Genomic DNA, 22859 nt, shown 5'->3' on the forward strand with positions numbered 1-22859 from the left:
CCGGCCGGGCTCAGGCGTCCCAGAGCGCGCCGAACGCCAGGAGTTCGTCCCGGTACTCGATGCGGCCCTCCCAGTCGCGGGGCCAGATGTCCGCGCCCAGGTGGGCTCCGGCGAAGGCGCCGGTCAGGCAGGCGATCGAGTCCGAGTCGCCCGCCGTGCAGGCGGCCCGGCGCAGTGCCGTCAGCGGGTCCTGCGGGAAGAGCAGGAAGCAGTGCAGGGCGGTGGCCAGGGCTTCCTCGGCGATCCAGCCCTCGCCCGTGGCCAGGCAGGGGTCCAGTTCCGGGGCCGGGGCGCGCAGGGCCGCCGCCAGCCGGTCCAGGACGGCCAGGCAGTCGTCCCAGCCGCGGGCGATAAAGGACTCCGGGGAGGCGTCGGAGGCGGTGTGCATCCACAGGTCGCCCAGCCACAGCTCGTGGTAGCGGGTGCGCTGCCGCAGGGCGTACGAGCGCAGCCGGCCGACCAGGCCGGTCACCTCCACGCCCTGCGCGAGCAGGAACACGGCGTGCGCCGTGAGGTCGGAGGCCGCCAGCGCCGTCGGGTGACCGTGGGTCAGCGCCGACTGGAGCTGGGCCGCGCCCGCCCGCTCGTCCTCGGTCCAGCCCGGCACCAGGCCCACCGGCACCACCCGCATGTTCGCCCCGCACCCCTTGGAGCCGGTCTGGCTGGCGTCCCGCCAGTCCCGCTCCGGGTCGTTCAGCAGACTGCACGCCCGCAGGCAGGTGTTGCCGGGCGCCCGGTTGTTCTCCGGGGAGTGGTACCAGTCGACGAACTCCTCCCGAACCGGCCCGGCCAGCCGGAGCGGAGCGATCCGGCCGTGGTCCAGAGCCGTCCGGATGCCCCGTGCCAGGGCCAGGGTCATCTGCGTGTCGTCGGTGACGATCGCCGGGCGCGGCAGCCGCATCTCCCGCCAGGGGCCGCACTTGGCCAGGATCGACGGGACGTCGTGGAACTCGGTCGGGAAGCCGAGCGCGTCGCCCAGCGCCAGGCCGATGAGGGCGCCGGTCGCGGCGCGCTTGGTCGGGGTGGTCATCTCGGGTTTCCTTCCGGGCGGAGCAGCGGTGGGTGGAGGGCGGTGGCAGAGCCGGCCTTGTAGAGCGCGGCGGGCTTGCCCCGGCCGCCGGTCAGCCGGGCCGCGCCCGGCACGGGCTCGACGAAGCCCGGCGTGGCGAGCACCTTGCGGCGGAAGTTCGGCCGGTCGAGCGGGGTGGACCAGACGGTCTCGTAGACGGCCTGGAGCTCGCCCAGGGTGAACTCGGGCGGGCAGAAGGCGGTGGCCAGGCAGGTGTACTCGAGCTTGGCGCCGATCCGGGAGCGGGCATCCGCCAGGATCACGGCGTGGTCGAAGGCCAGGTCCGCGGCCTCGCCCACCGGCACCCAGCGGGCCTGTGCCGCGTCCCCGCCGCCCTCCGCGGCCGGCTCCGGCATGTCCGGCACCAGCGCGGTGAAGGCCACCGAGACCACCCGCATCCTCGGGTCCCGGTCCGGCTCGCTGTAGGTGCGCAGCTGCTCCAGGTGCAGCCCGGCCACCACGGCGTCCGCCAGCCCGGTCTCCTCGGCGAGCTCCCGCCGGGCCGCGGCCTCGGCGGACTCCCGGGGCAGCACGAAGCCGCCGGGCAGCGCCCAGGCTCCTTCGTACGGCTGCTGCCCGCGCCGGATCAGCAGCACGTGCAGGGCGCCGCCGCGCACGGTGAACACGGCCAGGTCGACGGTCACCGCGAACGGCTCGAAGGCGGCGGGGTCGTACGCGGGCACGGGGTTCATCGGCACTCCGGAAGCAGCTCGGCGCACCGGCAGGGCGTTGGCGGTTCCTGGTCCACCCCCGTGGGCCCAGGTCCACCAGCCCTAGCCGGCACCCCCTTTATGGTCAGGAAGACTATAAACAGAGAACGCAGCCCCGGACAAGGCAGAAGCCCGCGGCGCCTCGAGGGCGCCGCGGGCTTCGCGGGATCCGGCAGGGGAAGAGCTACGGCACTACAGGCCGACCTCGCCCATCAGCATGCCGACCTCGGTGTTGGTCAGGCGGCGCAGCCAGCCCGACTTCTGGTCGCCGAGCTCGATCGGGCCGAAGGAGGTCCGGACCAGCTTCTCGACCGGGAAGCCGGCCTCGGCCAGCATCCGGCGCACGATGTGCTTGCGGCCCTCGTGGAGGGTCACCTCGACCAGGTAGTTCTTGCCGACCTGGTCGACGACGCGGAAGTGGTCGGCACGGGCGTAGCCGTCCTCCAGCTCGATGCCGTCCTTGAGGCGCTTGCCGATGTCCCGCGGCAGCGGGCCGGTGATCGCGGCGACGTAGGTCTTCTTCACGCCGTACTTCGGGTGCGTGAGGCGGTGGGCCAGCTCACCGTGGTTGGTGAGGAGGATGATGCCCTCGGTCTCGGTGTCGAGCCGGCCGACGTGGAAGAGCCGCGTCTCGCGGTTGGTGACGTAGTCGCCCAGGCACTGGCGGCCGTCCGGGTCCTCCATGGTGGAGACCACGCCGGCCGGCTTGTTCAGCGCGAAGAACAGGTACGACTGGGTGGCGACGGTCAGGCCGTCCACCTTGATCTCGTCCTTCGGCTGGACGCGCTTGCCCTGCTCCAGCACGATCTCGCCGTTGACCTCGACGCGGGCCTGCTCGATGAGCTCCTCGCACGCGCGGCGCGAGCCCATGCCGGCCCGGGCGAGCACCTTCTGCAGGCGCTCACCCTCCTGCTCGGCGCCCGGGAAGGTCTTCGGGGTCTTGATCACGGGCTTGTCGGCGTACCGGTCGCGCACCCGCTCCTCGATCCGCGCGTCCAGCTCGCGGGGACGGGACTGGCCGCTGCGGCTGCCCGGGCCGCGGCGCGGGCCGCCGGCCCCGCCGATGCCGGGGGTCTTGGAGGTCTTCGGACCGCCCTTGGCGCCGCCGCGCGCGGCTGCCCCACGGGCACCGCCGCCGCCGGCCTTGGGGCCGGAGCGGCCACTGCGCTCGCCCTCGGGGCCCACGTCGTAGCGACGCTCCTCGGGACGGGGGTTGCGGGGGCGCTGGGGCGCCTGGTCGCGGTCGCGGTCCCGGTCGCGCGAGCCGGAGCCGCCGCCCTGGTAGCCGCCGCCGGAGGAGGAGCCGCCGCGGTAGCCACCGCCGCCGCCGGAGCTGCCGCCACCGCGGTAGCCGCCTCCACCGGAGGAGTTCCCGCCGCGGTAGCCACCACCGCCGGAGCCGGAGCCGGCGCCGCGGGAGCCACCGCGTCCGCCACCACCGCCGCCGCCGCTGTTCCTGTTGCCGCCGCCGTTGCCGTTGCTTCGCATCAAATGTCCGTCGTCTTGTCGTCGTCTACATCAGTGTCCGGTGCGTCCGGATCGAACGACGGCACACCTTCTTGCGTCTCGGCTTCGATCGCGTCCGCCTCGGGGAGGAAGGGCGCGAGCTCCGGGAGCTCGTCCAGGCCTCGCAGGCCCATCCGCTCCAGAAAGTAGTTCGTCGTCCTGTACAGGATCGCACCTGTTTCGGGTTCCGTCCCCGCCTCCTCCACCAGACCGCGCTGGAGGAGGGTCCGCATCACGCCGTCGCAGTTCACTCCGCGCACCGCGGAGACCCGGCTGCGGCTCACCGGCTGGCGGTACGCCACCACCGCGAGGGTCTCCAGTGCGGCCTGGGTGAGCCGGGCCTGCTGCCCGTCCAGGACGAAGGCCTCCACCGCCGGGGCGTACTCCGCGCGCGTGTAGTACCGCCAGCCGCCGGCGACAAGCCGCAGCTCGAAGCCCCGGCGCTGGACGTCGTACTCGTCCGCGAGCTCGCGGAGCGCCGCCGCGACCTCGCGGGGGCTCCGGTCGAGCACCTTGGCGAGGTGCGCCTCGGTGGCGGGCTCGTCCACCACCATCAGAACGGCCTCGAGGGCCGGTTTCAACCCGTCCGCCGTCACAGAGCCACCTCCACATCGAACTCGTCGAACTCGCCGGTCACCGCGTCCGCAGCTGCGGCGCCGTCCATGCCGCTCCAGCGCACCGTGAGCGCCTGCAGGGCCTCCTCCTGGTCGAGGACCACGGCCTTCTCCCGGTAGAGCTCCAGCAGGGCGAGGAACCGCGCCACCACGGTGAGGGTGTCCGGCGCGTCCTCGGTCAGCTCGGCGAAGGTCGCCTCGCCGCGGGCGCGGAGCATCCGTACGACCACCTCGGCCTGCTCGCGGACGCTGACCAGGGGGGCGTGGATGTGGTCCACGTACACCTGGGGCTTGGCCTTGGGCTGCATGGCCTTGACGGCGAGCCGCGCGAACCCCTCGGCGCCGATGCTGATGACGACCTCGGGCAGCAGGTCGGCGTGGTGGGGCTCCAGCCCCACGGTCCGGGGGTACCGCCGGCCCTCGGCCTCGGCCCGCTCCTCGAAGATCTCGGCGATCCGTTTGTACGCGCGGTACTGGAGCAGCCGGGCGAAGAGCAAGTCCCGGGCCTCGAGGAGGGCGAGGTCGGCCTCGTCCTCGACCTCGGCGGCGGGGAGCAGCCGGGCGGCCTTCAGGTCGAGCAGGGTGGCGGCGACGACGAGGAACTCGGTGGTCTGGTCGAGGTCCCAGTCGGGGCCCATGGCGCGGATGTGCGCCATGAACTCGTCGGTGACCTTGGAGAGGGCGACCTCGGTGACATCGAGCTTGTGCCGCGAGATGAGCTGCAGCAACAGATCGAACGGCCCCTCAAAGTTGACCAACCTAACCGTAAACCGCCCATCCCCGACCTCACCGGGCCCGGCGGGCGCAGCCGGCCCGGCGGTTGCGGCAGCCGCCCCAGCGCCCTCGCCACGGGCTGCGCCAGGCTCGGCGGGCGCACCGGGCCCAGCAGGCCCAGCAGGCGCGGCAGGCGCGGCAGGCGCGGTAGCCGTACCGGCACCCTCGCCCTGTACGGCAGGGGCCGGGGGCTCAGCGGCACCCTCGCCGCGGGCCGCGCCAGGCCCGGCGGTTGCGGCGCCCGCGCCAGTGGGCGCAGCAGCGCCCTCGCCGCGGGCTGCGCCCGGCCCGACGGGCGGAGCCGGCACGCCGCCCTCGCCCTGCACGGCAGGGGCCGGGGGCACAGCGGCACTCTCGCCCCGGGCAGCGTCCGGCGCCGGCACGGCGGCGCCTTCGCTCCGGGCAGCGTCGGGATGTTCGGGGGCCTCGCCCCCGGCAGCGGGGGGTCCGGGGGACTCCCCCCGGTTTCGGGAAGGGGCGGGGTCGGGGAGATCCTCCAGCCGGTCCGGCGCAGCCTCCGGCACCCCCGGGCCGCGGCCCAGGCGGCGCCGGGCGGCGGGGCTTACGGGGTCCTTCGGGGGCATCACGGGTCCAGAGTGCGGGAGCGGGCGAAACGGCGAGCGGCGCCCGACCAGGCGCCATACACCCGGGCAGACTACCGGCCCAACCCCACCCAACCGGACACACCGACCGGCGGGGCGAACCCAGGCGGCCTACGGCCCCCGGCGGGGCTGGACGGAGCCGAGGAGCGGCCCGGGCGCAACGGCAGTGGCCGCAGACCGGGCAGGCCCGGCGGGGGGGCCGGCAGGCCGCTGCCCGAGCAGGCAGGGCGGGCTGCCGCCCGCAGGCGGGCCCGGCAGGGGTCCGCATAAGACCGCGGGACCGACCGGGGGCTCCGCCCCATATGGCGCGGCGCAGACCAGGCGAGCCCAGCGGGGCAGCTACGCGGCCGACCGGGAACCCCGCAGGCTGCCGGGGCGGCGGGCCGTGTGGGCCCCGGCCCGTTGCTCCTGGGCCGGGCCCCCGGCAGGCGGCCAGGGCCGGTTGGGCAGTCGGGGATGGCAGGCGGCCAGCGCCAGCGGGCCAGGAAGGGCTCCGCCGTCGGGAACCCGGCAGGCGGCCGGGCGGCGAACCGACCGCGGCTCCGGGACCTGAAGACAGGCAGGCCGCCAGGGCCGGCTGGGCAGTCGGGGCCGACGGGACGGTAGCGGGGCGGCCGGTGCCGGGAACCCAGCAGGTTGCCGGGGCAGCGCGTCGGGCGGAGCTCCAGGGCCTGGAATCCAGCAGACGGCCAGGGCCGACTGGGCAGTCGGGGGCCGGCAGGCGGGCCAGCGCCAGCGGGCCGGGTGGGCCCAGGAACCCTGCAGGCAGCCGGGCGGGGCTCCGGTGCCGGAAGGCCGGCAGGCCGCCGGGGCCGACTGGGCAGTCGGGTCCGGTAGCCGGGAGCGGGGCGGCTCGGCAGGCGGCCAGCGCCAGCGGGCCGGGTGGGGCCCAGAAAACCGGCAGGCAGTCGGGCCGGGAGCGGGGCGTCCGGGACCGAGGGCTCGGCAGGCGGCCTGGGCGGCTGCGCGGCGAACCGGGCGGGGCGCCGGGGACGGGGCGCGGTAGGGCCGGCGGGGGTGGGGGTTAGCGGCCTCGGAGGCGGCGGACCAGGATGCTGGCGTCGCCGCGGGATTCCAGGTCCGCGAGGACGACCGCGACCGCCTCGCGGACGATTCGGCCGCGGTCCACTGCCAGGCCGTGCTCGCCGCGGAGCACCAGGCGCGCGTGCTCCAGGTCCATCAGCTCCTCGGCGGAGACGTACACCGTGATCTTCTCGTCGTGACGCTCACGGCCGCTGGGGCGGCGGTTGGCTCCGCGCCCCTTGCCGCGCCGGGGCGCGCCCCCCGCCGCCGGGCCGGAACCTTCCTGCGGCCGGCGCTGAGCACCCACCACCGGGTCCACCGGCACCGCAGCCGCCGGTGGCGGAGGAGCAGCCGGCGCCACCGGGTCCGCTGCCGCCGGCGAAGTCGGGGGTTGCTCCGGCGCGTCCTCCGCGCCTCGGCGCGGTGAGGACGACTGGAGCGCCATCCCCCCGGTCGTACGGAACAGTTCGTCGGCTCCGGGCAGACTCACTCGGCGTGACACCGGGCGAGCACCTCCCTGGCCAGCTGGCGGTAGGCGGCGGCGCCGACGGAGTTGGACGCGTACGTCGTGATCGGCTCGCCCGCGACCGTGGTCTCCGGGAACCGCACCGTCCGGCCGATGACCGTGTGGTAGACGTGGTCGTCGAAAGCCTCGACGACTCGCGCCAGCACCTCACGGCTGTGCACCGTGCGGGAGTCGTACATCGTCGCCAGGATGCCGTCGAGCTCCAGCTCCGGGTTGAGGCGTTCCTGGACCTTCTCGATGGTCTCCGTCAACAGCGCGACACCGCGCAGCGCGAAGAACTCGCATTCCAGCGGCACGATGACCTTGTGAGCCGCCGTCAGGGCGTTCACGGTCAGCAGGCCCAGCGAGGGCTGACAGTCGATCACGATGTAGTCGTAGTCGGCCAGCAGCGGCTTCAGCGCCCGCTGCAACGTGGACTCGCGCGCGACCTCGCTCACCAACTGCACTTCCGCAGCGGAGAGGTCGATGTTGCTCGGCAGCAGGTCCATGTTCGGGACCGCCGTCTTGAGCAGCACCTCGTCGGCCGACATGCCCCGCTCCATGAGCAGGTTGTAGACCGTCAGGTCGAGTTCCATCGGGTTCACGCCGAGGCCGACCGACAGCGCGCCCTGCGGATCGAAGTCGACGAGCAGCACCCGGCGGCCGTACTCGGCAAGCGCCGCACCCAGGTTGATGGTCGACGTGGTCTTGCCGACGCCGCCCTTCTGGTTGCACATCGCGATGATCTTCGCCGGACCGTGGTCGGTCAGCGGACCCGGGATCGGGAAGTACGGCAGCGGCCGTCCGGTCGGGCCGATCCGCTCGCGGCGCTGCCGGGCAGCGTCGGGGGCGAGCGTGGCCGCGTACTCGGGGTCCGGCTCGTACTCGGCGTCGGGGTCGTAGAAGTGCCCGTCGGGCACCTCGTTGTTGTAGTCGGCGAAACCGGTGGGCCCTCGGCCGCTCAGGTCGCCGGCCATGGAGTTCACGTCTAGGCCGTCCATGCTCTTCGGGGGCGTCGTCATGTGCTGGTGGTTTGCGAAGGTGCGGACTGCGACGGAGCCGACAGCTTCGAGCCCGGCCGGGCTCTGAGCCGGCACCGATGACCCTGCATGACCACCCCCGGGAGCAAATGTCGACTCATTCACAAGTCGTCTTACCTCCTTGGACGTGACCAGGACACTTATCGATAGGTCAGCGTGGCACCATGCCGACGGTTGTGGACTCTATGGCGTGTCAGCGCTCCGCAGCAACACAATCCGCCGGACCCGGCACGATGTGTCGGCAACCGAACACCGCTCTGTCAAGAGCGTACGAGCCGTCGCTGCGAAGTTTCGCGGGTGCGCGAAACGGTTAAAGGGTTACGTTCGAGGCGAGTTGAGCGGCCCGTTCGGGCCGCCACCACGCGCGTCCGGCCGGACCTTGCGGGCAAGGTCCGGCCGGATACGTGAGATTGACGTCAGTCGTTGACGGAATGCCGTCCGATCAGCCGAGCAGCGTGTGCAGCTCGACCGTCTCGAGGCCGTGGGCCTCGGCGACCGGGCCGTAAACGACCTGGCCGTCATGGGTGTTGAGGCCCAGCCCCAGCGCGGGGTCACGGCGCAGCGCCTCGACCCAGCCCAGGTTCGCGAGCTGCACGATGTAGGGCAGGGTCGCGTTGGTCAGCGCGTAGGTGGAGGTGTTCGGCACCGCACCCGGCATGTTGGCGACGCAGTAGAAGACCGAGTTGTGGACCTGGAAGGTCGGCTCGGCGTGGGTGGTCGCGCGGGAGTCCTCGAAGCAGCCGCCCTGGTCGATCGCAATGTCGACAAGGACACTTCCGGGCTTCATCTTGGCGACGAGCTCGTTGGTGACCAGCTTCGGGGCCTTCGCACCCGGGATCAGCACCGCGCCGATGACGAGGTCGGCCTCGACGACGGCCTTCTCCAGCTCGAAGGCGTTGGAAACGATCGTCTTGATCTTCGTGCCGAAGATCTTGTCGGCCTCGCGGAGCTTGTTGATGTCGCGGTCGAGCAGGGTCACGTGGAAGCCCATGCCGATGGCGATCTGCGCCGCGTTCCAGCCGGAGACGCCGCCGCCGATGACCACGCACTCGCCGGCGTGGGTGCCGGGGACACCGCCCGGGAGCACGCCACGGCCGCCGGCCGAGCGCATCAGGTGGTAGGCGCCGACCTGCGGGGCCAGCCGGCCCGCGACCTCGGACATCGGGGCGAGCAGCGGGAGCGCGCGGTTGGCGAGCTCGACCGTCTCGTACGCGATGGCGGTGGTGCCGGACTCCAGCAGGGCGTCCGTGCACTCGCGGGAGGCCGCCAGGTGCAGGTAGGTGAAGAGGGTCTGGTCCTTGCGGAGGCGGTGGTACTCCTCGGCGATGGGCTCCTTGACCTTGAGCAGCAGGTCGGCGGTGGCCCAGACCTCGTCCGCGGTACCGAGGATCTCGGCGCCGGCGGAGACGTACTCGGCATCGGTGATCGAGGAACCCACACCGGCGTTCTGCTCGATGAAGACCTGGTGGCCGTTGCGGACGAGCTCGTGCACGCCGGCGGGGGTGATGGCCACCCGGAACTCGTTGTTCTTGACCTCGCGGGGGATACCGACCTTCACGTCGATCACGCGTCCTTGGCTCAGGGGATAACGGGGCAATGCCATACATACCCGTTCACAAGAGAGCGCAACGGGATGCACCACGGGATGACGTGGTGAACCCAGTTTAATGAAGGATTAACGCGTGTCTAGCCTTGCAAACTATTAATCTTCGCCAGAACTGCTGCGGATTTCGTAGGTAACGGCCTGGCTGGGCTCCTCTGCCAGCAAACGATCTGCTGCGCCGCGGTGCAGCCGGGCCGCTGCCGGGTCTCCCAGCCGGTCCAGGGTGTCGGCCAGCCGGACCTGCAGAGCCGCCTGCAACCGCAGGTCCCCGGCCCGGCGGGCCAGCTCCACCGCCTCCCGGCAGGTGTGCAGCGATTCCTCGGGCCGCCCGGCGTACTCCTGGACCCGGGCCATCTCGCTCAACGCCTTTGCCTGTCCCGGCACATCGGCGAGTTTCCGGTACCCGGCCGCCGCCGCCCGCCAGCTGCGCAGCGCGTCCCCGTACCGCCCCGCCAGGGTGTGCACATTGCCGAGCCGGCCGTACAGCCGCGCCTCGTCGGACCGCTCCCCCCGGGCGAGCGACTGGGACAGGGCCCGGCCGAACCAGTCGGCGGCCCGGTGCCAGTCCCCCAGCTCCAGGTGCGCACCGCCTACGGATTCCATCGCCCGGCCGGTCGCGTACGGGTCATTCGCGGCCCGGCCCGCGTCCAGTGCGGCCCGGTACCGCTCCAGCGCCTCGGTGGTCCGGCCGGTCTCGGCGTCCAGGTCGGCCAGGTTCAGCAGGGCCGCGGCCTTCTCGCGGTGCAGCCGGCGCCGCTCGGCCACGTCCAGGACCAGCCGGTGCAGCCCGTACAGCTCCGGGGCGGCGGCATCGGTGCCGCGGTGTGCGGCCAGTGCCCGGACCAGCGCGGCGATCAGCCGGCGTGCCAGGGTGTCCAGCTCGCCGTCCGCGACGGCCAGCTGGGCGGAGGCGGTCAGGGCCGGCAGCCGGGAGTCCAGCCAGCGGGCGGACGCCCGGACGTCGGGGAAGCGGAGGGCGCGGGGCAGCCCGTCCAGCAGCTCCCGGACCTGTTCCTCGTCGGTCTCGGCCATGGCCAGGCAGGAGTGCAGCAGCCGTACGGTCCGCTCCAGCATCCGGGCCCGGGCCAGCTGCACCTCGGCCGCGCGCTCCTTGGTCTCCAGCAGCGGGCGCAGCAGGGGGCTGAGGCAGCCGGGCAGCAGGAACAGGCCGTCGGTGTCCGGCCGGACCAGGCCCAGCCCGGCGAAGTCCTCCAGCGTGGCCTGGGCCGCGGCGACCGAGCAGCCGGCCAGGGCGGAGGCGGTGTGCGAGTCCACCAGGCCGGCGGGGGCGAGCGGCAGCAGCCGCAGGGTGCGCTGGGCCGGCTGCGGCAGTGACCCGTAGACCAAGCGGAATGCGCGGGCCAGCGGCCCGCCGGAGCCGACGGGGGTGTCGTGGAGCTGTTTGGCGAGGTCGGAGACCGAGGCCTTGGGGCGGGCGGCGAGCCAGCCGCCGACCAGCACCAGCGCGGCGGGCTGGCCGCCGCACACCTCGGCGAGCGTCTCGGCGGCACGCGGGTCGACGGTGACCCGGATGTCCCCGATCCGCCGGCTGAGCAGGGCGATGGCGGCGGGGGTGTCCAGCCCGCCGAGGGTGCAGGGGCGGACATCCGGAATGCCGGTCAGCGGCCCTTCGGAGGTGACCACGACCAGGCATTCGCGGACGTCGGGAAGGAGCGGGTCCACCTGGAGGGCGTCCCGGGCGTCGTCGAGCAGGACGATCGCCTTCCGCCCGGCGAGGGCCTCGTTCAGGGCGGCCCCGAGCTCATCGGCCCCGGCGCCCGGCGGGGTGCGCCGCCCGAGCCCCTCCAGCAGGTCCCGTACGGTGCGCTCGGTGCTCACCGCCGTGCCGCCGGGCGCGGTGAGGCGGGCCCGGAGCACCCCGTCGGGGTACTGGCCGGCGACCTCCCGTACGAACTGCTCGGCGAGCGCGGTCCGTCCGGATCCGGGCCGTCCGGCGATCAGCAGCACCCGGGCGCGGGGGGACTTGTCCTTGCGGCCGGAGAGGGTGTCGAGCCCGGTCCGGGCGATGTCCTCGCGCAGCTCCTTGAGCTCGCGTCGCCGCCCGACGAATTCCGTCACAGCCCGCTCCTTTCCGTGCCCGACCCTGCGGAGATCCCGAGCGTAGTTCACGGAGAGCGACGGTCTGTGTAGAGCGTGGCGTGCAGTCACCTGATCGGATCAGCAGATTTTCATACCGGAGCTTCGCCCTGTGAATCGCCGTCCGGCCGGCCGGCCGTTACGCCGGGTAGGGCCGGGCCGGCCAAGGGGCCTGGGCCGGCCGGAGCGCGTCCAGTCCCCCGACAGACGGCGCGTCGGACAGCGCGGCGGACAGCGCCAGCACCCCGGTCACCAGCGCGGCGTTGCCGAGCTCCCCGGCCAGCACCCCCCGCACCAGCTCCGGCAGCGGCAGCCGGGCCAGCTCCATATCGGCCTCCTCCTCGGAGACCTCGTACCGCTCCCCCTCCGCCTCGGCGAGGTCCCGCGCCAGGAAGACGCGCACCGCCTCGTCCGAGCCGCCGGGCGAGGGGAAGAAGTCGACGAGCACCCGCCAGTCCTCGGCCTTGATGTGCGCCTCTTCATAGAGCTCGCGCTGGGCCGCGTGCAGCGGGTTCTCCCCCGGTACGTCGAGCAGCCCGGCCGGCAGCTCCCACAGCCGGTGCCGCACCGGGTGCCGGTACTGGCGCAGCACCAGGACCCGGTCCTGCTCGTCCAGGGCGAGCACGCACACCGAACCGGGGTGCACCTGGTAGTCCCGGCGGGCCGCCGACCCGTCCGGCATGCGCACCTCGTCCGAGGCGACCGCGGTCTTGCGCCCCTGGAAGGGCCGCTCGGCCGAGACGACCTCCCAGTTCTCCGCGGCGTCCTTGATCTGCATGGCCGAACCCTCCCGTTGAAACGCGACAGCCGGGGTACGGATGATCCGCACCCCGGCCGCCTACGGTACCGAGCTCCAGGCCGGTCAGCCCTGCTGCTGGCGCGCCACCGCGGCCTTCACCAGGCCCGCGAAGAGCGGGTGCGGCCGGGTCGGGCGGGAGCGGAGCTCCGGGTGGGCCTGGGTGGCCACCAGGTAGGGGTGCACCTCGCGCGGGTACTCGACGTACTCGACCAGCTTGTTGTCCGGGGAGGTGCCGGAGAAGACGATGCCGGCCTTCTTCTCCAGCTCGCCGCGGTAGGAGTTGTTGACCTCGTAGCGGTGCCGGTGGCGCTCGTCCACGTACGCCTGGTCGCCGTAGACCTCGCGCACGATGGAGCCCTCGGCGAGCTTCGCCGGGTACATGCCCAGACGCATGGTGCCGCCCAGGTCGCCCGCGCCCTCGACGAAGGCCAGCTGCTCCTCCATCGTGGAGATCACCGGGTGCGGGGTGGAGGCGTCGAACTCGGTGGAGTTCGCGTCCTCGATGCCCGCCAGGTTGCGCGCGGCCTCGATGACCACGCACTGCAGGCCCAGGCAGAGGCCGAGCAGCGGGATCTTGTTCTCGCGGGCGAAGGTGATCGCGCCGACCTTGCCGTTCACACCGCGGTCGCCGAACCCGCCGGGGACGCAGACCGCGTCCACATCGCCCAGCTGCGCGGCAGCGCCCGCCGGGGTCTTGCAGTCGTCGGAGGTGACCCACTTGATCTTGACGCGGGCCTTGTTGGCGAAACCGCCGGCGCGCAGCGCCTCGGTCACCGACAGATAGGCGTCGGGCAGGTCGATGTACTTGCCGACGAGGGCGACGGTGACCTCGTGGTCGGGGTTGTGGACCCGGTCCAGCAGGTCCTCCCAGACCGTCCAGTCCACATCGCGGAACGGCAGGTCGAGCTTGCGCACGACATACGCGTCCAGGCCCTCGGTGTGCAGCACCTTCGGGATGTCGTAGATCGACTTGGCGTCGATGGCCGCGACCACGGCCGCCTCGTCCACGTCGCACATCAGCGAAATCTTGCGCTTGATGGAGGTGGGGACGTCCCGGTCGGCGCGCAGCACGATCGCGTCGGGCTGGATGCCGATGTTGCGCAGCGCGGCGACGGAGTGCTGGGTCGGCTTGGTCTTCAGCTCGCCGGACGGGCCGATGTAGGGCAGCAGCGAGATGTGCACGACGAAGACGTTGTCGCGGCCGACCTCGTGGCGGACCTGACGGACCGTCTCCAGGAAAGGCAACGATTCGATATCGCCGACCGTGCCGCCGACTTCGGTGATGACGACGTCGACGTCCTCGGTCGCCATGCGCCGGATCCGGTGCTTGATCTCGTTGGTGATGTGCGGGATGACCTGCACGGTGTCACCGAGGTACTCGCCGCGCCGCTCCTTGGCGATGACGGTGGAGTACACCTGGCCGGTGGTGACATTGGCCGAACCGTCGAGGTCGACGTCGAGGAAGCGCTCGTAGTGGCCGATGTCCAGGTCGGTCTCGGCGCCGTCGTTGGTGACGAACACCTCGCCGTGCTGGAAGGGGTTCATCGTGCCCGGGTCGACGTTCAGGTACGGGTCGAGCTTCTGCATCGTGACCCGAAGACCGCGCGCCTTCAGCAGCGCACCCAGGCTGGAGGCCGTGAGGCCCTTGCCGAGGGACGATGCGACACCCCCGGTGACGAAGATGTGCTTGGTCGTCATGGCTGTGCTGTTTCGAAAAGCAGCGGGCGGCGTCGCCAAGAGGGGGCTCCCGTGGTCGCGAGGTGAGGTGCGTCCGGCGACTTCTCCCGTTTCCGGGGGCGCCGAACCTGCCGACTGACTGCGGTTGCGGGGCCCCTGATTCACACAGGCAGACCACCGGTCCACGGGGTACCAGCCTATCAGCGACCTGGACCCTCCGCCTCCGAGCCACGCCCCGGGAGGGGTGCCGGGACGGTCGCCGGGCGGCGTCGCGGGCCGTGCCCGTGGGCCCTCACCCGATCGGACGAGCCTTATTCTTCCAGGACTTAAGGAGATCACTAGGGTGCCGTCATATCCTGCTCGGATAACGCTCACATCGCCGCCGAGCAGGCCGGCTCACGGCACGACCCCAGCCCGCCGGCGGGACCCAGAAATGCAAGCGCCCTTCGGGGCGGACGTGGCCGTTCGACTGGAGATGCAACGTGTCCGGGCGCATCGAGGATTACGCACTGATCGGGGACATGCAGACCGCCGCACTGGTCTGCCGGGACGGCTCGGCGGACTGGCTGTGTCTGCCCCGTTTCGACTCCCATGCCGTTTTCGCGGGAATCCTGGGGACCGAGGATCACGGCTTCTGGCGCATCGGGCCGGCCGTTTCCGCCGGTGCCGAGGCTCCGCACGCCGACCGCCGCCGCTATCGCGGCGACTCGCTGGTGCTGGAGTCCGAATGGGACACACCACGCGGCACGGTCCGGGTCATCGACTTCATGCCACCGCGTGAGGACCACGCCCCGCAGCTGATCCGGATCGTGGAGGGGGTCAGCGGCCGGGTGCCGATGCGGTCCGCCCTGCGCATGCGGTTCAGCTACGGCCGGATCACGCCCTGGGTGCACAAGGTGGACGGCCGCATCGTCGCCGTCGCCGGACCCGACTCGGTCTGGCTGGACACCGACGCGCAGACCTACGGCAAGGACCTGACCACCTACTCCGACTTCACCGTGGGGCCGGGCGACCGGATCGCCTTCTGCATCAGCTGGCAGCCCTCCCACAAGGAGCCGCCGGAAACCCCGGACGCCGAGGCGGCCCTCACCGCCACCACCGACTTCTGGCGCGACTGGGTCGAGCACTGCACGTATCACGGGCCCTACCGGGAGGCGGTGGTCCGCTCCCTGATCACACTCAAGGCCCTGACGTACGGGCCCACGGGCGGCATCGTCGCCGCGCCGACCACCTCGCTGCCGGAGGAGATCGGCGGCGTACGGAACTGGGACTACCGCTACACCTGGCTGCGGGACGCCGCGATCACCCTGTCCTCGCTGCTGCGCACCGGCTACCGGGAGGAGGCCCGCGCCTGGCGCGAGTGGCTGCTCCGCGCGGTCGCCGGCGACCCGGAGAACCTCCAGATCATGTACGGGATCGCGGGCGAGCGGGAACTCGGCGAGACGGAGCTGGACTGGCTCCCGGGGTACGAGAACTCCCAGCCGGTCCGGGTCGGCAACGGCGCGGCCCACCAGCTCCAGCTGGACGTGTACGGCGAGGTCACCGAGGCCCTGCACCTGGGCCATATGACCGGGCTGGCCCGCAGCGACTACGCCTCGCTGCTCCAGCTGAAGCTGATCCGCTACCTGGAGACCCACTGGGACCAGCCGGACGAGGGCATCTGGGAGGTGCGCGGCCCGCGCCGGCACTTCGTGCACTCCAAGGTGATGGCCTGGGTCGCGGTGGACCGGACGATCAAGCTGATCGAGAGCGGGGACGCGGACGGGCCGCTGGAGCGCTGGCGGGAGCTGCGCGACGAAATCCACCGGGACGTCTGTGAAAAGGGCTACGACAAGGAGCGGAACACCTTCACGCAGTCCTACGGCTCGAAGGAGCTGGACGCCTCGCTGCTGCTCATTCCGCAGATGGGCTTCCTGCCGCCGGACGACAAGCGGGTCATCGGCACCATCGAGGCGATCCAGCGGGAGCTGTCCACCCCGGACGGCTTCATCCTGCGCTATCCGACGGCGGGCGAGGAGGCCGGCGTGGACGGCCTCGAGGGCGACGAGGGGGCCTTTCTCGCGTGCTCGTTCTGGATGGCGGACGACCTCGCGATGATCGGCCGGGTCGACGAGGCCCGCCGGCTCTTCGAGAAGCTGCTGTCGCTCCGCAACGACCTCGGGCTGCTGGCGGAGGAGTGGGATCCGCGGCTCCAGCGCCAGGTGGGGAACTTCCCGCAGGCCTTCAGCCACGTTCCGCTGATCGACACCGCGCTGCGGCTGACGGCCAGCGGCGCGTACGGGGGCTGACCCGCGGGGCCTCGTCCGGCCTGGTCCGTCCCCGCCCGTACGGAGCGCGCGCCGGGACGTGCCCGCCTAGCCTGGAAGGGTTCCGCACCCTCGTCCGGGAAGGGGGCACGTCATGGCTGCCTCCGGCAAGGCGGGCACGGCCCTGACCGCGCTCCGCGAGGATCTGTCGGGTGACGTCTTCGCCCCCGGGGATCCGGGGTACGACGAGGCCCGGACGGTGTTCAACGCCATGATCGACCGGCGGCCGGCCGTGATCGCCCAGTGCGAGAGCGAGGCGGACGTGGTCACGGCGGTGCGGTTCGCCCGGGAGCTGGACCTGCCGGTCGCCGTGCGCGGCGGCGGACACAGCGTGGCGGGCTCCGCGGTGGCCGACGGGGCGGTGGTGGTGGATCTGCGGCGGATGCACGAGGTGACGGTGCATCCGGCGGCGAAGGCGGTCCGGGTCGGCGGCGGGGCCACGATGAGCCATCTGGACCGGGCCTGCCAGCCGTACGCGCTGGCGACCACCGGCGGCCGGGCCTCCACCACCGGGGTGGGCGGGTTCGTCCTGGGCGGCGGCTCGGGCTGGCTGGACCGGAAGTTCGGGCTGGCGGTGGACAACCTGCTGGGGGTGGACCTGGTCACCGCCGAAGGCGCCTGCGTGACGGCGACGGCCGAGGACCATCCCGAGCTGTTCTGGGCCCTGCACGGGGGCGGCGGGAACTTCGGCGTGGCCACCTCGATCACCCTGCGCCTGCACGACCTGCCGGACATGTCCATCGCGTTCCTGCTGTACCTGCCGGAATACGGGCCGCAGGTGCTCCGCACCTACCGCGATGTCATCGAGGGCGGGCCGCGGGAGGCGAGCGGCGCCATGCTCTACCTGACCGGGCCGCCCGAGGAGTTCCTGCCGCCGCAGCTGGTGGGCACCCGGATGTGCGCGGTGCTGCTGACCTACGCGGGCCCCGAGGAGGAGATGCGCCGGCTGGCCCGGCCGCTGCTGGCCCTGCCGCACGAGTCGGAGATCGTCACCGCCATCCCGTACGCCGATCTGCAGTGCATGATCGACGACCCGCCGGGGATGCGGAACTACTGGTCGGCGGAGTACCTGACCGGGCTGCCGGACGCGTTCGTGGACCTCTTCTGCGCGCGCGGCGACCTGATGCCGGTGCCGACAAACACCCAGCACCTGGTCTGGGCGCAGGGCGGGGCGATCGCCGAGGGCCCGGCCGACTACCCGGTGCCGTACCGGGACGCGGCCTGGACCGTGCACCCGTTCGCGATCTGGGAGGACCCGGCGGACGACGAGCGGTGCCGGAGCTGGGTCAAGGAGGTCCGCTCCGACTCCCAGCCCTGGTCCACCGGCGCGGTCTACCTCAACTTCACCGGCGACGAGGGCCGGGACCGGGTGGTGGCGGGCCTGGGCTCGGAGAACATCCGGCGGCTGGCCTCGGTGAAGGGCGCGTACGACCCGGACAACGTCTTCCGCTTCAACCACAACATCAGACCGCTGTAGCGCGCGGCACGCAACGACGTGACGCGACGTGACGCACGCCACAAGATGATGTCCGCCGAGACACCGCCCGGTACGGTCCGCGATATGGACAACCAGGGCGGGATCACCGTTCAGCGGGCACTGGAACTGCCGGGACTGCGCGGCGGCCTCCCCGAGGTCGTGGCCTGCGCCGACCGGCTCGGCCGGACCGTGCGCTGGGTGCACGCCGGCGAGGTCCCGAACATCGCCTCCCTGCTCAAGGGCGGCGAACTGCTGCTCACCACCGGCCTGGGGCTCGGCACCCGCCCGGCCGAGCAGCGCGCCTTCGTCCGCCGGCTCGCCGACCGGGGCATCGCCGCGCTGGTGGTCGAGCTCGGCCCCCGCTTCACCCGCCTCCCGGCGACGATCGTGGAGACGGCCCGGGCGGCCGGCCTCCCCCTGGTCCAGCTGCACCGCGAGGTCGCCTTCGTCACCGTGACGGAAGAGGTCCACACCGAGATCGTCAACGGGCACTACGCGCTGCTGCAGCGCGCCGAGGAGGTCCACCGGCGCTGCACCCAGGCCCTGCTGGGCGGCGGCGGGATCCCCCAGGTCCTGGGCATCCTCGCGGACTTCACCGGCAACCCGGTCTTCCTGGAGACCCCCGACGGCCAGCTCCTGTACGCGGCGGGCAGCGCGTCCGGGGATGCGGCGGCGGACCCCCTCCAGGTGTGGGAGGGGCTGCGGGGCCGCGAGGCGGAACCGTCCGGGAACTCCGTACCGATCGACGTACCGGGCGGCGGGCCCGGCACCGCGGCGGTGCGGGCCCGGCTGGTGCTGGTCGGCGTGGCCGGGCCGCTGCTGCCGGTCCACCGGATGGCGGCGGAACGCACGGCGGGCGTGCTGGCGGTGGTCCTGATGCAGGCCCGCCAGGAGGAGGAGCTCGCGGCGCGCGGGCGCGGCGACTTCCTGACCGACCTGGCGGAGGGCCGGATCTCGGCCGAGGACGCGCCCGCGCAGGCCCGGGTGCTCGGCTTCAAGCCGGGCTCCGGCCCGCTGCTGCCGGTGGTCATGCGGCTCTCCTCCGACCTGGGCCCGGCCGGGAACTGGGCCGTCCTCGCCCGGGCCGTCCTGGAGGAACTGGCCTCGGTAGGCGTGCCGGTGCTGCTCGGCGTCCGGCCGGTCGAGGGCCGGGTTCCGCTGCTGGTCGGCCTGCGTACGGAGGGCGAGCGCACGGCGGTGGCCGACCGGGTCGCGGCGGCGCTGCGGGCCGGTGTCGAACGGGCCGGGCTGGACCGGGCCGGTGCCCCGCCAGCCGTGGTGGTCGGGGTCGCGGGCGGCTGGGCGGCGGCCTCCTCGGGCCTGCGCCATGCCGCGGAGACGGCCACCGCCGCGCAGGGCCTCCCGGCCCGGCCCTGGTACGACGCCCGCCGCCTCGACATCGACCTGCTGCTGTGGCGGCTGCGCGAACACCCGGACCTGGCGGCCTTCGTGGACCGGGCGATCGGCCCGCTCCGGCTGCACGACACCGCCTCGCGCCCGCCGCTGCTGCCGACCCTGGAGACGTACCTGGCGCACGCCGGCCGCAAGGCGGAGACGGCCCGCGAACTCCACCTGAACCGCCAGACCCTGTACAACCGGCTGGCCCGGATCTCGGAGCTGCTGGGCACCGACCTGGACGACCCGGAGACGGTCCTCTCCCTCAGCCTCGCCCTACGGGCCCGCCGCCACACCCCGTAACCGGGGCCGGGCTCCCCGCCCCCGGTTCGGGGCTGCCCCGTCGTGCCCGGGCCTGCGGGCCGGCTGTGGCTGGCCGCGCAGTTCCCCGCGCCCCTGACGGGCGCGGCGCTAGGAGCGGGCGCGTTCCATCAGTTCGTCGTAGACGGCCAGGACCTGGGCGACCGTGTCGTCCTCCGTCGGCCAGGTCGCCGCCTGGACCGGGCCCGCCTGGGCCAAGGCGGTGCGCCGCGCCGGATCGGCGAGGAGCGCCGCGACCGCCTCGGACAGGCCGGCCGCATCCCCGTACGGCACCAGCACGCCCGCGTCCCCGACCAGTTCCGGCACACCGCCCACCGCCGTCGCCACCAGCGCGACCCCGGCCCGCAGCGCCTCCTGCGCCAGCAGGGACCGCGCCTCCCAACGGCTGGGCAGCACCGCCACGTCGGCCGCCGCCAGCAGCTCCGGCACGTCCGGGCGCCGCCCCAGCAGCCGTACGGGCAGGCCTTCCAGCTCGATCCGCCGGGTGAGTTCGGCCCGCAGCCGCCCCTCCCCCGCGATCACCACCAGCGGTACGGGGTCCAGCTCCAGCCAGGCCCGGGCCGCGTCCAGCAGCACCGAATAGCCGCGGTGCGGCACCAGGCTGCCCACGGCGATCACCAAGGGGCGCTCCACCGCCCCCAATTCCGCCCGCACCTTGCCCGGGTCGCCTGCCGTGGACCGGGCGCCGGGCAGGGGCACGGTCACCGGCGCCAGCCGGGCGTCCCGGGCGCCCCGCAGCCGGGCCAGGTCCACCTGGTCGGAGGAGGCGCCCAGCACCACTGCCGCCGCGCGCGCCACCCGCCGTTCCAGCAGCCGGGTCAGCCCGCCCAGCGGGCCGGGGTCGGGCACCGGCCCGGCGTGCCAGGTCACCACCAGCGGTACCCGCCGCCCGCGCAGTGCGAGCGCGGCCCGCATGCCGGCCTGCAGGCCGTGCGCGTGCACGATGTCGGCTCCGGCGCAGGCCACCCGCAGGGCGTTCACCGCCGAGGGCTCGAATTGGGCGCCCGCGCCGGTGAAGTCGTACTCCCCTTCGGCCGCGACGGGCGCGCACACCGTCACCCGTACCCCGCGGGCCGCCAGCCCGCCGGCCAGCGACCGGACATGCGCGCTGCTGCCCGCGCCGGCGCCGCCGAGCACCTGGACGGTGCGCAACGGCGGTCGCCCGTACGGCGGGGCGGGAACCGGGATGCTGCTCACGGGCCGGAGCTCCTGGAAGAGGGGGGCGGGTGCGGATGGCGGAGACGTCGCCCAGGATGCCAGCCCGCACGCGCGTTCCGGGACCATACGGGTGCGGATCCCGTACGAGAACCCGTTACGCCCCTCCGGCTATCGCCCACACGGGTGACACACCCACCCCCGGGGTGGACGAACCCACCCCACCATGCTTCCTCCGGCCAGGGCCGGCAGACGCCTCCGGCGTCCCTGGCGTCGGCTCCGCCGGGGCCCGTGTCACCGGGCCCGCCGGCCCCCGGGCCAGGGGGCCGGGGACGTCGGCGACCGACGACAACGCGGCAAGCCGCGGCCAGGCGGGCACGGCCCGGCACGGCCCGCTGAGCCCGGTCCGGGCCATCACCGCGGGCTCAACCACGAAAACCGCCCGGCCAGGGCTACGCGTCGGCCCGGGCCGTGGCCAGGAGTTCCTCCGCGTGCGCCCGCGCCGTCTCCGAGTCCTCCTGGCCGGCCAGCATCCGCGACAGCTCCCGGATCCGGTCCTCGCCCTCCAGCACGGTGACCCCGGACCGGGTCACCGACCCGTCGTTGGTCTTCTCCACCAGCAGCTGCCGGTCGGCGAACGCCGCCACCTGCGGCAGGTGCGTGACCACCACCACCTGCGCCGACTTCGCCAGCTTGGCCAGCCGCCGGCCGACCTCCACCGCCGCCTTGCCGCCGACGCCCGCGTCGACCTCGTCGAAGAGGTACGTCGGCACCGGGTCCGAGCCCGCGAAGACGACCTCCACGGCCAGCATCACCCGGGACAGCTCACCGCCCGACGCACCCTTGGCGATGGGCCGCGGCTGCGCACCGGGGTGCGGGGCGAGCAGCAGCTCCACCTCGTCGGCGCCCGAAGGCCCGTACAGCACCGGCCGCCCGCCGACCTCCACCCCGTCACCCGAGGGGTCCTCGGTCTGCCGGATGTCGATCGTGACCCGGGCGTGCGGCATCGCCAGCGAGGCCAGCTCGGCCGTCACCGCCGAACCGAACCGCTGCGCCGCCTCCGCCCGCGCATCCGTCAACGCCTGCGCCAGCTGCGAGAGTTCCGTCCGCAGTGCGTCCCGCTCCGCGGTCAGCTCGCCGATCCGGTCGTCGTCGCCGTCGAGTTCCAGCAGCCTGGCCGAACCCTGCTCGGCCCAGGCCAGCACCGCTTCGACGGAGTCGCCGTACTTCCGGGTCAGCTGGGTCAGCGCGGCCCGCCGCTCCTCGACCGCCGCGAGCCGCAGCGGATCGGCGTCCAGGTCGTCCGCGTATCCGGCCAGCTCCCCGGCCACGTCGGCGAGCAGGATGCCCAGCTCCCCGATCCGCTCGGCGAGCGAACCGAGCGTGGCCGGGTCGTGTCCGCGTACGGACTCCAGGGCCCGGTGGGCGCCCGCGACCAGCGTGTTGGCGTCGACACCCTCCGGGTCCTCGGGGTTGCCGGCCAGCGCGGCGTGCGCAAGCAGGGCCGCCGAGGCCAGCGATTCGGCGTGGCCGAGCCGCTCCGCCTCCGCCGCGAGCTCGGCGTCCTCACCGGCCAGCGGCTCCACGGCGGCGATCTCCTCGAGCCCGAAGCGCAGCAGATCCGCCTCCTGGGCGCGTTCCCGGGCCCGGGTGGTGATCTCCTCCAGCTCGCCGGCCACCGCCCGCAGCCTGCGGTAGGCGGCCGTGTACTTCTCCAGCGGGACCGCGACCGCATCCCCGGCGTACCGGTCCAGGGCCTGCCGCTGCCGGGCCGGCCGCAGCAGACCCTGCTGGTCGGTCTGGCCGTGGACGGCGACCAGGTCGTCGGCGAGCTCACCGAGCAGCCCCACCGGCACGGACCGCCCGCCGACATGGGCGCGCGAACGCCCCTCGGCGGAAACGGTCCGGCTGATCAGCAGGGTGCCGTCGTCCAGCTCGGCGCCGGCCTCCTCGGCCCGCAGCGCGGCGGGCGCGCCGGGACGTACGACGATCCGGCCCTCGACCACCGCAGCCTTGGCCCCCACCCGCACCAGGGCGGGGTCCGCCCGGCCACCGAGCAGCAACCCGAGGCTGGTGACGACCATGGTCTTGCCCGCGCCGGTCTCGCCGGTCACCGCAGTGAATCCGGGCGACAGCTCGACCACCGCGTCGTCGATGACTCCGAGCGACCGTATCCGCATCTCCTC

General features: G+C 73.5%; 16 protein-coding genes. 3 read left to right on the forward strand and 13 right to left on the reverse strand.

The features are described from left to right. Positions 1–10 precede the first annotated feature (10 nt). The 11 genes from ABT123_RS30965 to pyrG form a co-directional block, all read right to left on the reverse strand. Positions 11–1030: an ADP-ribosylglycohydrolase family protein gene (locus ABT123_RS30965; protein WP_351320691.1), complete on the reverse strand. Its 1020-nt coding sequence runs from the start codon at positions 1028–1030 to the stop codon at positions 11–13. Continuing rightward, complete coding sequence (locus ABT123_RS30970) at positions 1027–1761, reverse strand: NUDIX hydrolase (RefSeq protein WP_351320693.1); 735 nt, start codon at positions 1759–1761, stop codon at positions 1027–1029. Before ABT123_RS30970 ends, ABT123_RS30965 begins: the two co-directional genes overlap by 4 nt. A gap of 210 nt (positions 1762–1971) precedes the next feature. Beyond that, a complete protein-coding gene (locus ABT123_RS30975) occupies positions 1972–3267 on the reverse strand; it encodes a pseudouridine synthase (protein WP_351320695.1) in 1296 nt (431 codons plus the stop codon). Then, positions 3267–3881 (reverse strand): SMC-Scp complex subunit ScpB, encoded by a 615-nt coding sequence (scpB, locus tag ABT123_RS30980; RefSeq protein ID WP_351320697.1) that lies wholly within the window; start codon positions 3879–3881, stop codon positions 3267–3269. The genes ABT123_RS30975 and scpB overlap by 1 nt, the downstream gene beginning before the upstream one ends. Next, positions 3878–5257: a segregation and condensation protein A gene (locus ABT123_RS30985; RefSeq protein WP_351320735.1), complete on the reverse strand. Its 1380-nt coding sequence runs from the start codon at positions 5255–5257 to the stop codon at positions 3878–3880. The genes scpB and ABT123_RS30985 overlap by 4 nt, the downstream gene beginning before the upstream one ends. Positions 5258–6299: 1042 nt before the next feature. Next, entirely contained in the window at positions 6300–6800 is a 501-nt protein-coding gene (locus ABT123_RS30990) for a hypothetical protein (RefSeq protein WP_351320699.1), read from the reverse strand. Beyond that, positions 6785–7900 carry a ParA family protein gene (locus ABT123_RS30995; RefSeq protein ID WP_351320701.1) on the reverse strand — a complete coding sequence of 372 codons (1116 nt, stop codon included), beginning with the start codon at positions 7898–7900 and terminating at the stop codon, positions 6785–6787. Before ABT123_RS30995 ends, ABT123_RS30990 begins: the two co-directional genes overlap by 16 nt. Positions 7901–8285: 385 nt before the next feature. Next, positions 8286–9401, reverse strand: a complete 1116-nt coding sequence (gene ald, locus ABT123_RS31000) for an alanine dehydrogenase (protein WP_351320737.1) — start codon at positions 9399–9401, stop codon at positions 8286–8288. 144 nt (positions 9402–9545) lie between these two features. Continuing rightward, positions 9546–11525, reverse strand: coding sequence for a tetratricopeptide repeat protein (locus ABT123_RS31005; RefSeq protein WP_351320703.1), 1980 nt, complete (start codon positions 11523–11525; stop codon positions 9546–9548). Positions 11526–11682: 157 nt separating this feature from the next. Continuing rightward, on the reverse strand, positions 11683–12321 hold the full coding sequence (locus tag ABT123_RS31010) for an NUDIX domain-containing protein (RefSeq protein ID WP_351320705.1): 639 nt from the start codon (positions 12319–12321) through the stop codon (positions 11683–11685). A gap of 84 nt (positions 12322–12405) precedes the next feature. Then, positions 12406–14040 (reverse strand): CTP synthase, encoded by a 1635-nt coding sequence (gene pyrG, locus ABT123_RS31015; RefSeq protein ID WP_351320707.1) that lies wholly within the window; start codon positions 14038–14040, stop codon positions 12406–12408. Positions 14041–14501: 461 nt separating this feature from the next. On the opposite strand from pyrG, the gene ABT123_RS31020 reads away from it, so the two are divergent. From ABT123_RS31020 to ABT123_RS31030, 3 genes are all read left to right on the forward strand, one after another. Next, positions 14502–16307, forward strand: coding sequence for a glycoside hydrolase family 15 protein (locus ABT123_RS31020; protein WP_351320709.1), 1806 nt, complete (start codon positions 14502–14504; stop codon positions 16305–16307). A 112-nt stretch (positions 16308–16419) separates the two neighbouring features. Then, positions 16420–17802: an FAD-binding oxidoreductase gene (locus ABT123_RS31025; RefSeq protein WP_351320711.1), complete on the forward strand. Its 1383-nt coding sequence runs from the start codon at positions 16420–16422 to the stop codon at positions 17800–17802. 84 nt (positions 17803–17886) lie between these two features. Beyond that, the gene (locus tag ABT123_RS31030; protein WP_351320713.1) at positions 17887–19500 is read left to right on the forward strand and encodes a PucR family transcriptional regulator; all 1614 of its coding nucleotides are present in this window, start codon (positions 17887–17889) and stop codon (positions 19498–19500) included. Positions 19501–19608: 108 nt separating this feature from the next. Here ABT123_RS31030 and ABT123_RS31035 read toward each other — a convergent pair whose 3' ends face one another. Continuing rightward, positions 19609–20715, reverse strand: coding sequence for a glycosyltransferase family 4 protein (locus tag ABT123_RS31035; RefSeq protein ID WP_351320715.1), 1107 nt, complete (start codon positions 20713–20715; stop codon positions 19609–19611). A 410-nt stretch (positions 20716–21125) separates the two neighbouring features. Next, positions 21126–22853: a DNA repair protein RecN gene (recN, locus tag ABT123_RS31040; protein WP_351320739.1), complete on the reverse strand. Its 1728-nt coding sequence runs from the start codon at positions 22851–22853 to the stop codon at positions 21126–21128. Between the last annotated feature and the right edge of the window lie 6 nt (positions 22854–22859).

Origin of the sequence: Streptomyces sp. NPDC002054 (assembly GCF_040296685.1) — a bacterium.
Taxonomy (GTDB): domain Bacteria; phylum Actinomycetota; class Actinomycetes; order Streptomycetales; family Streptomycetaceae; genus Streptomyces.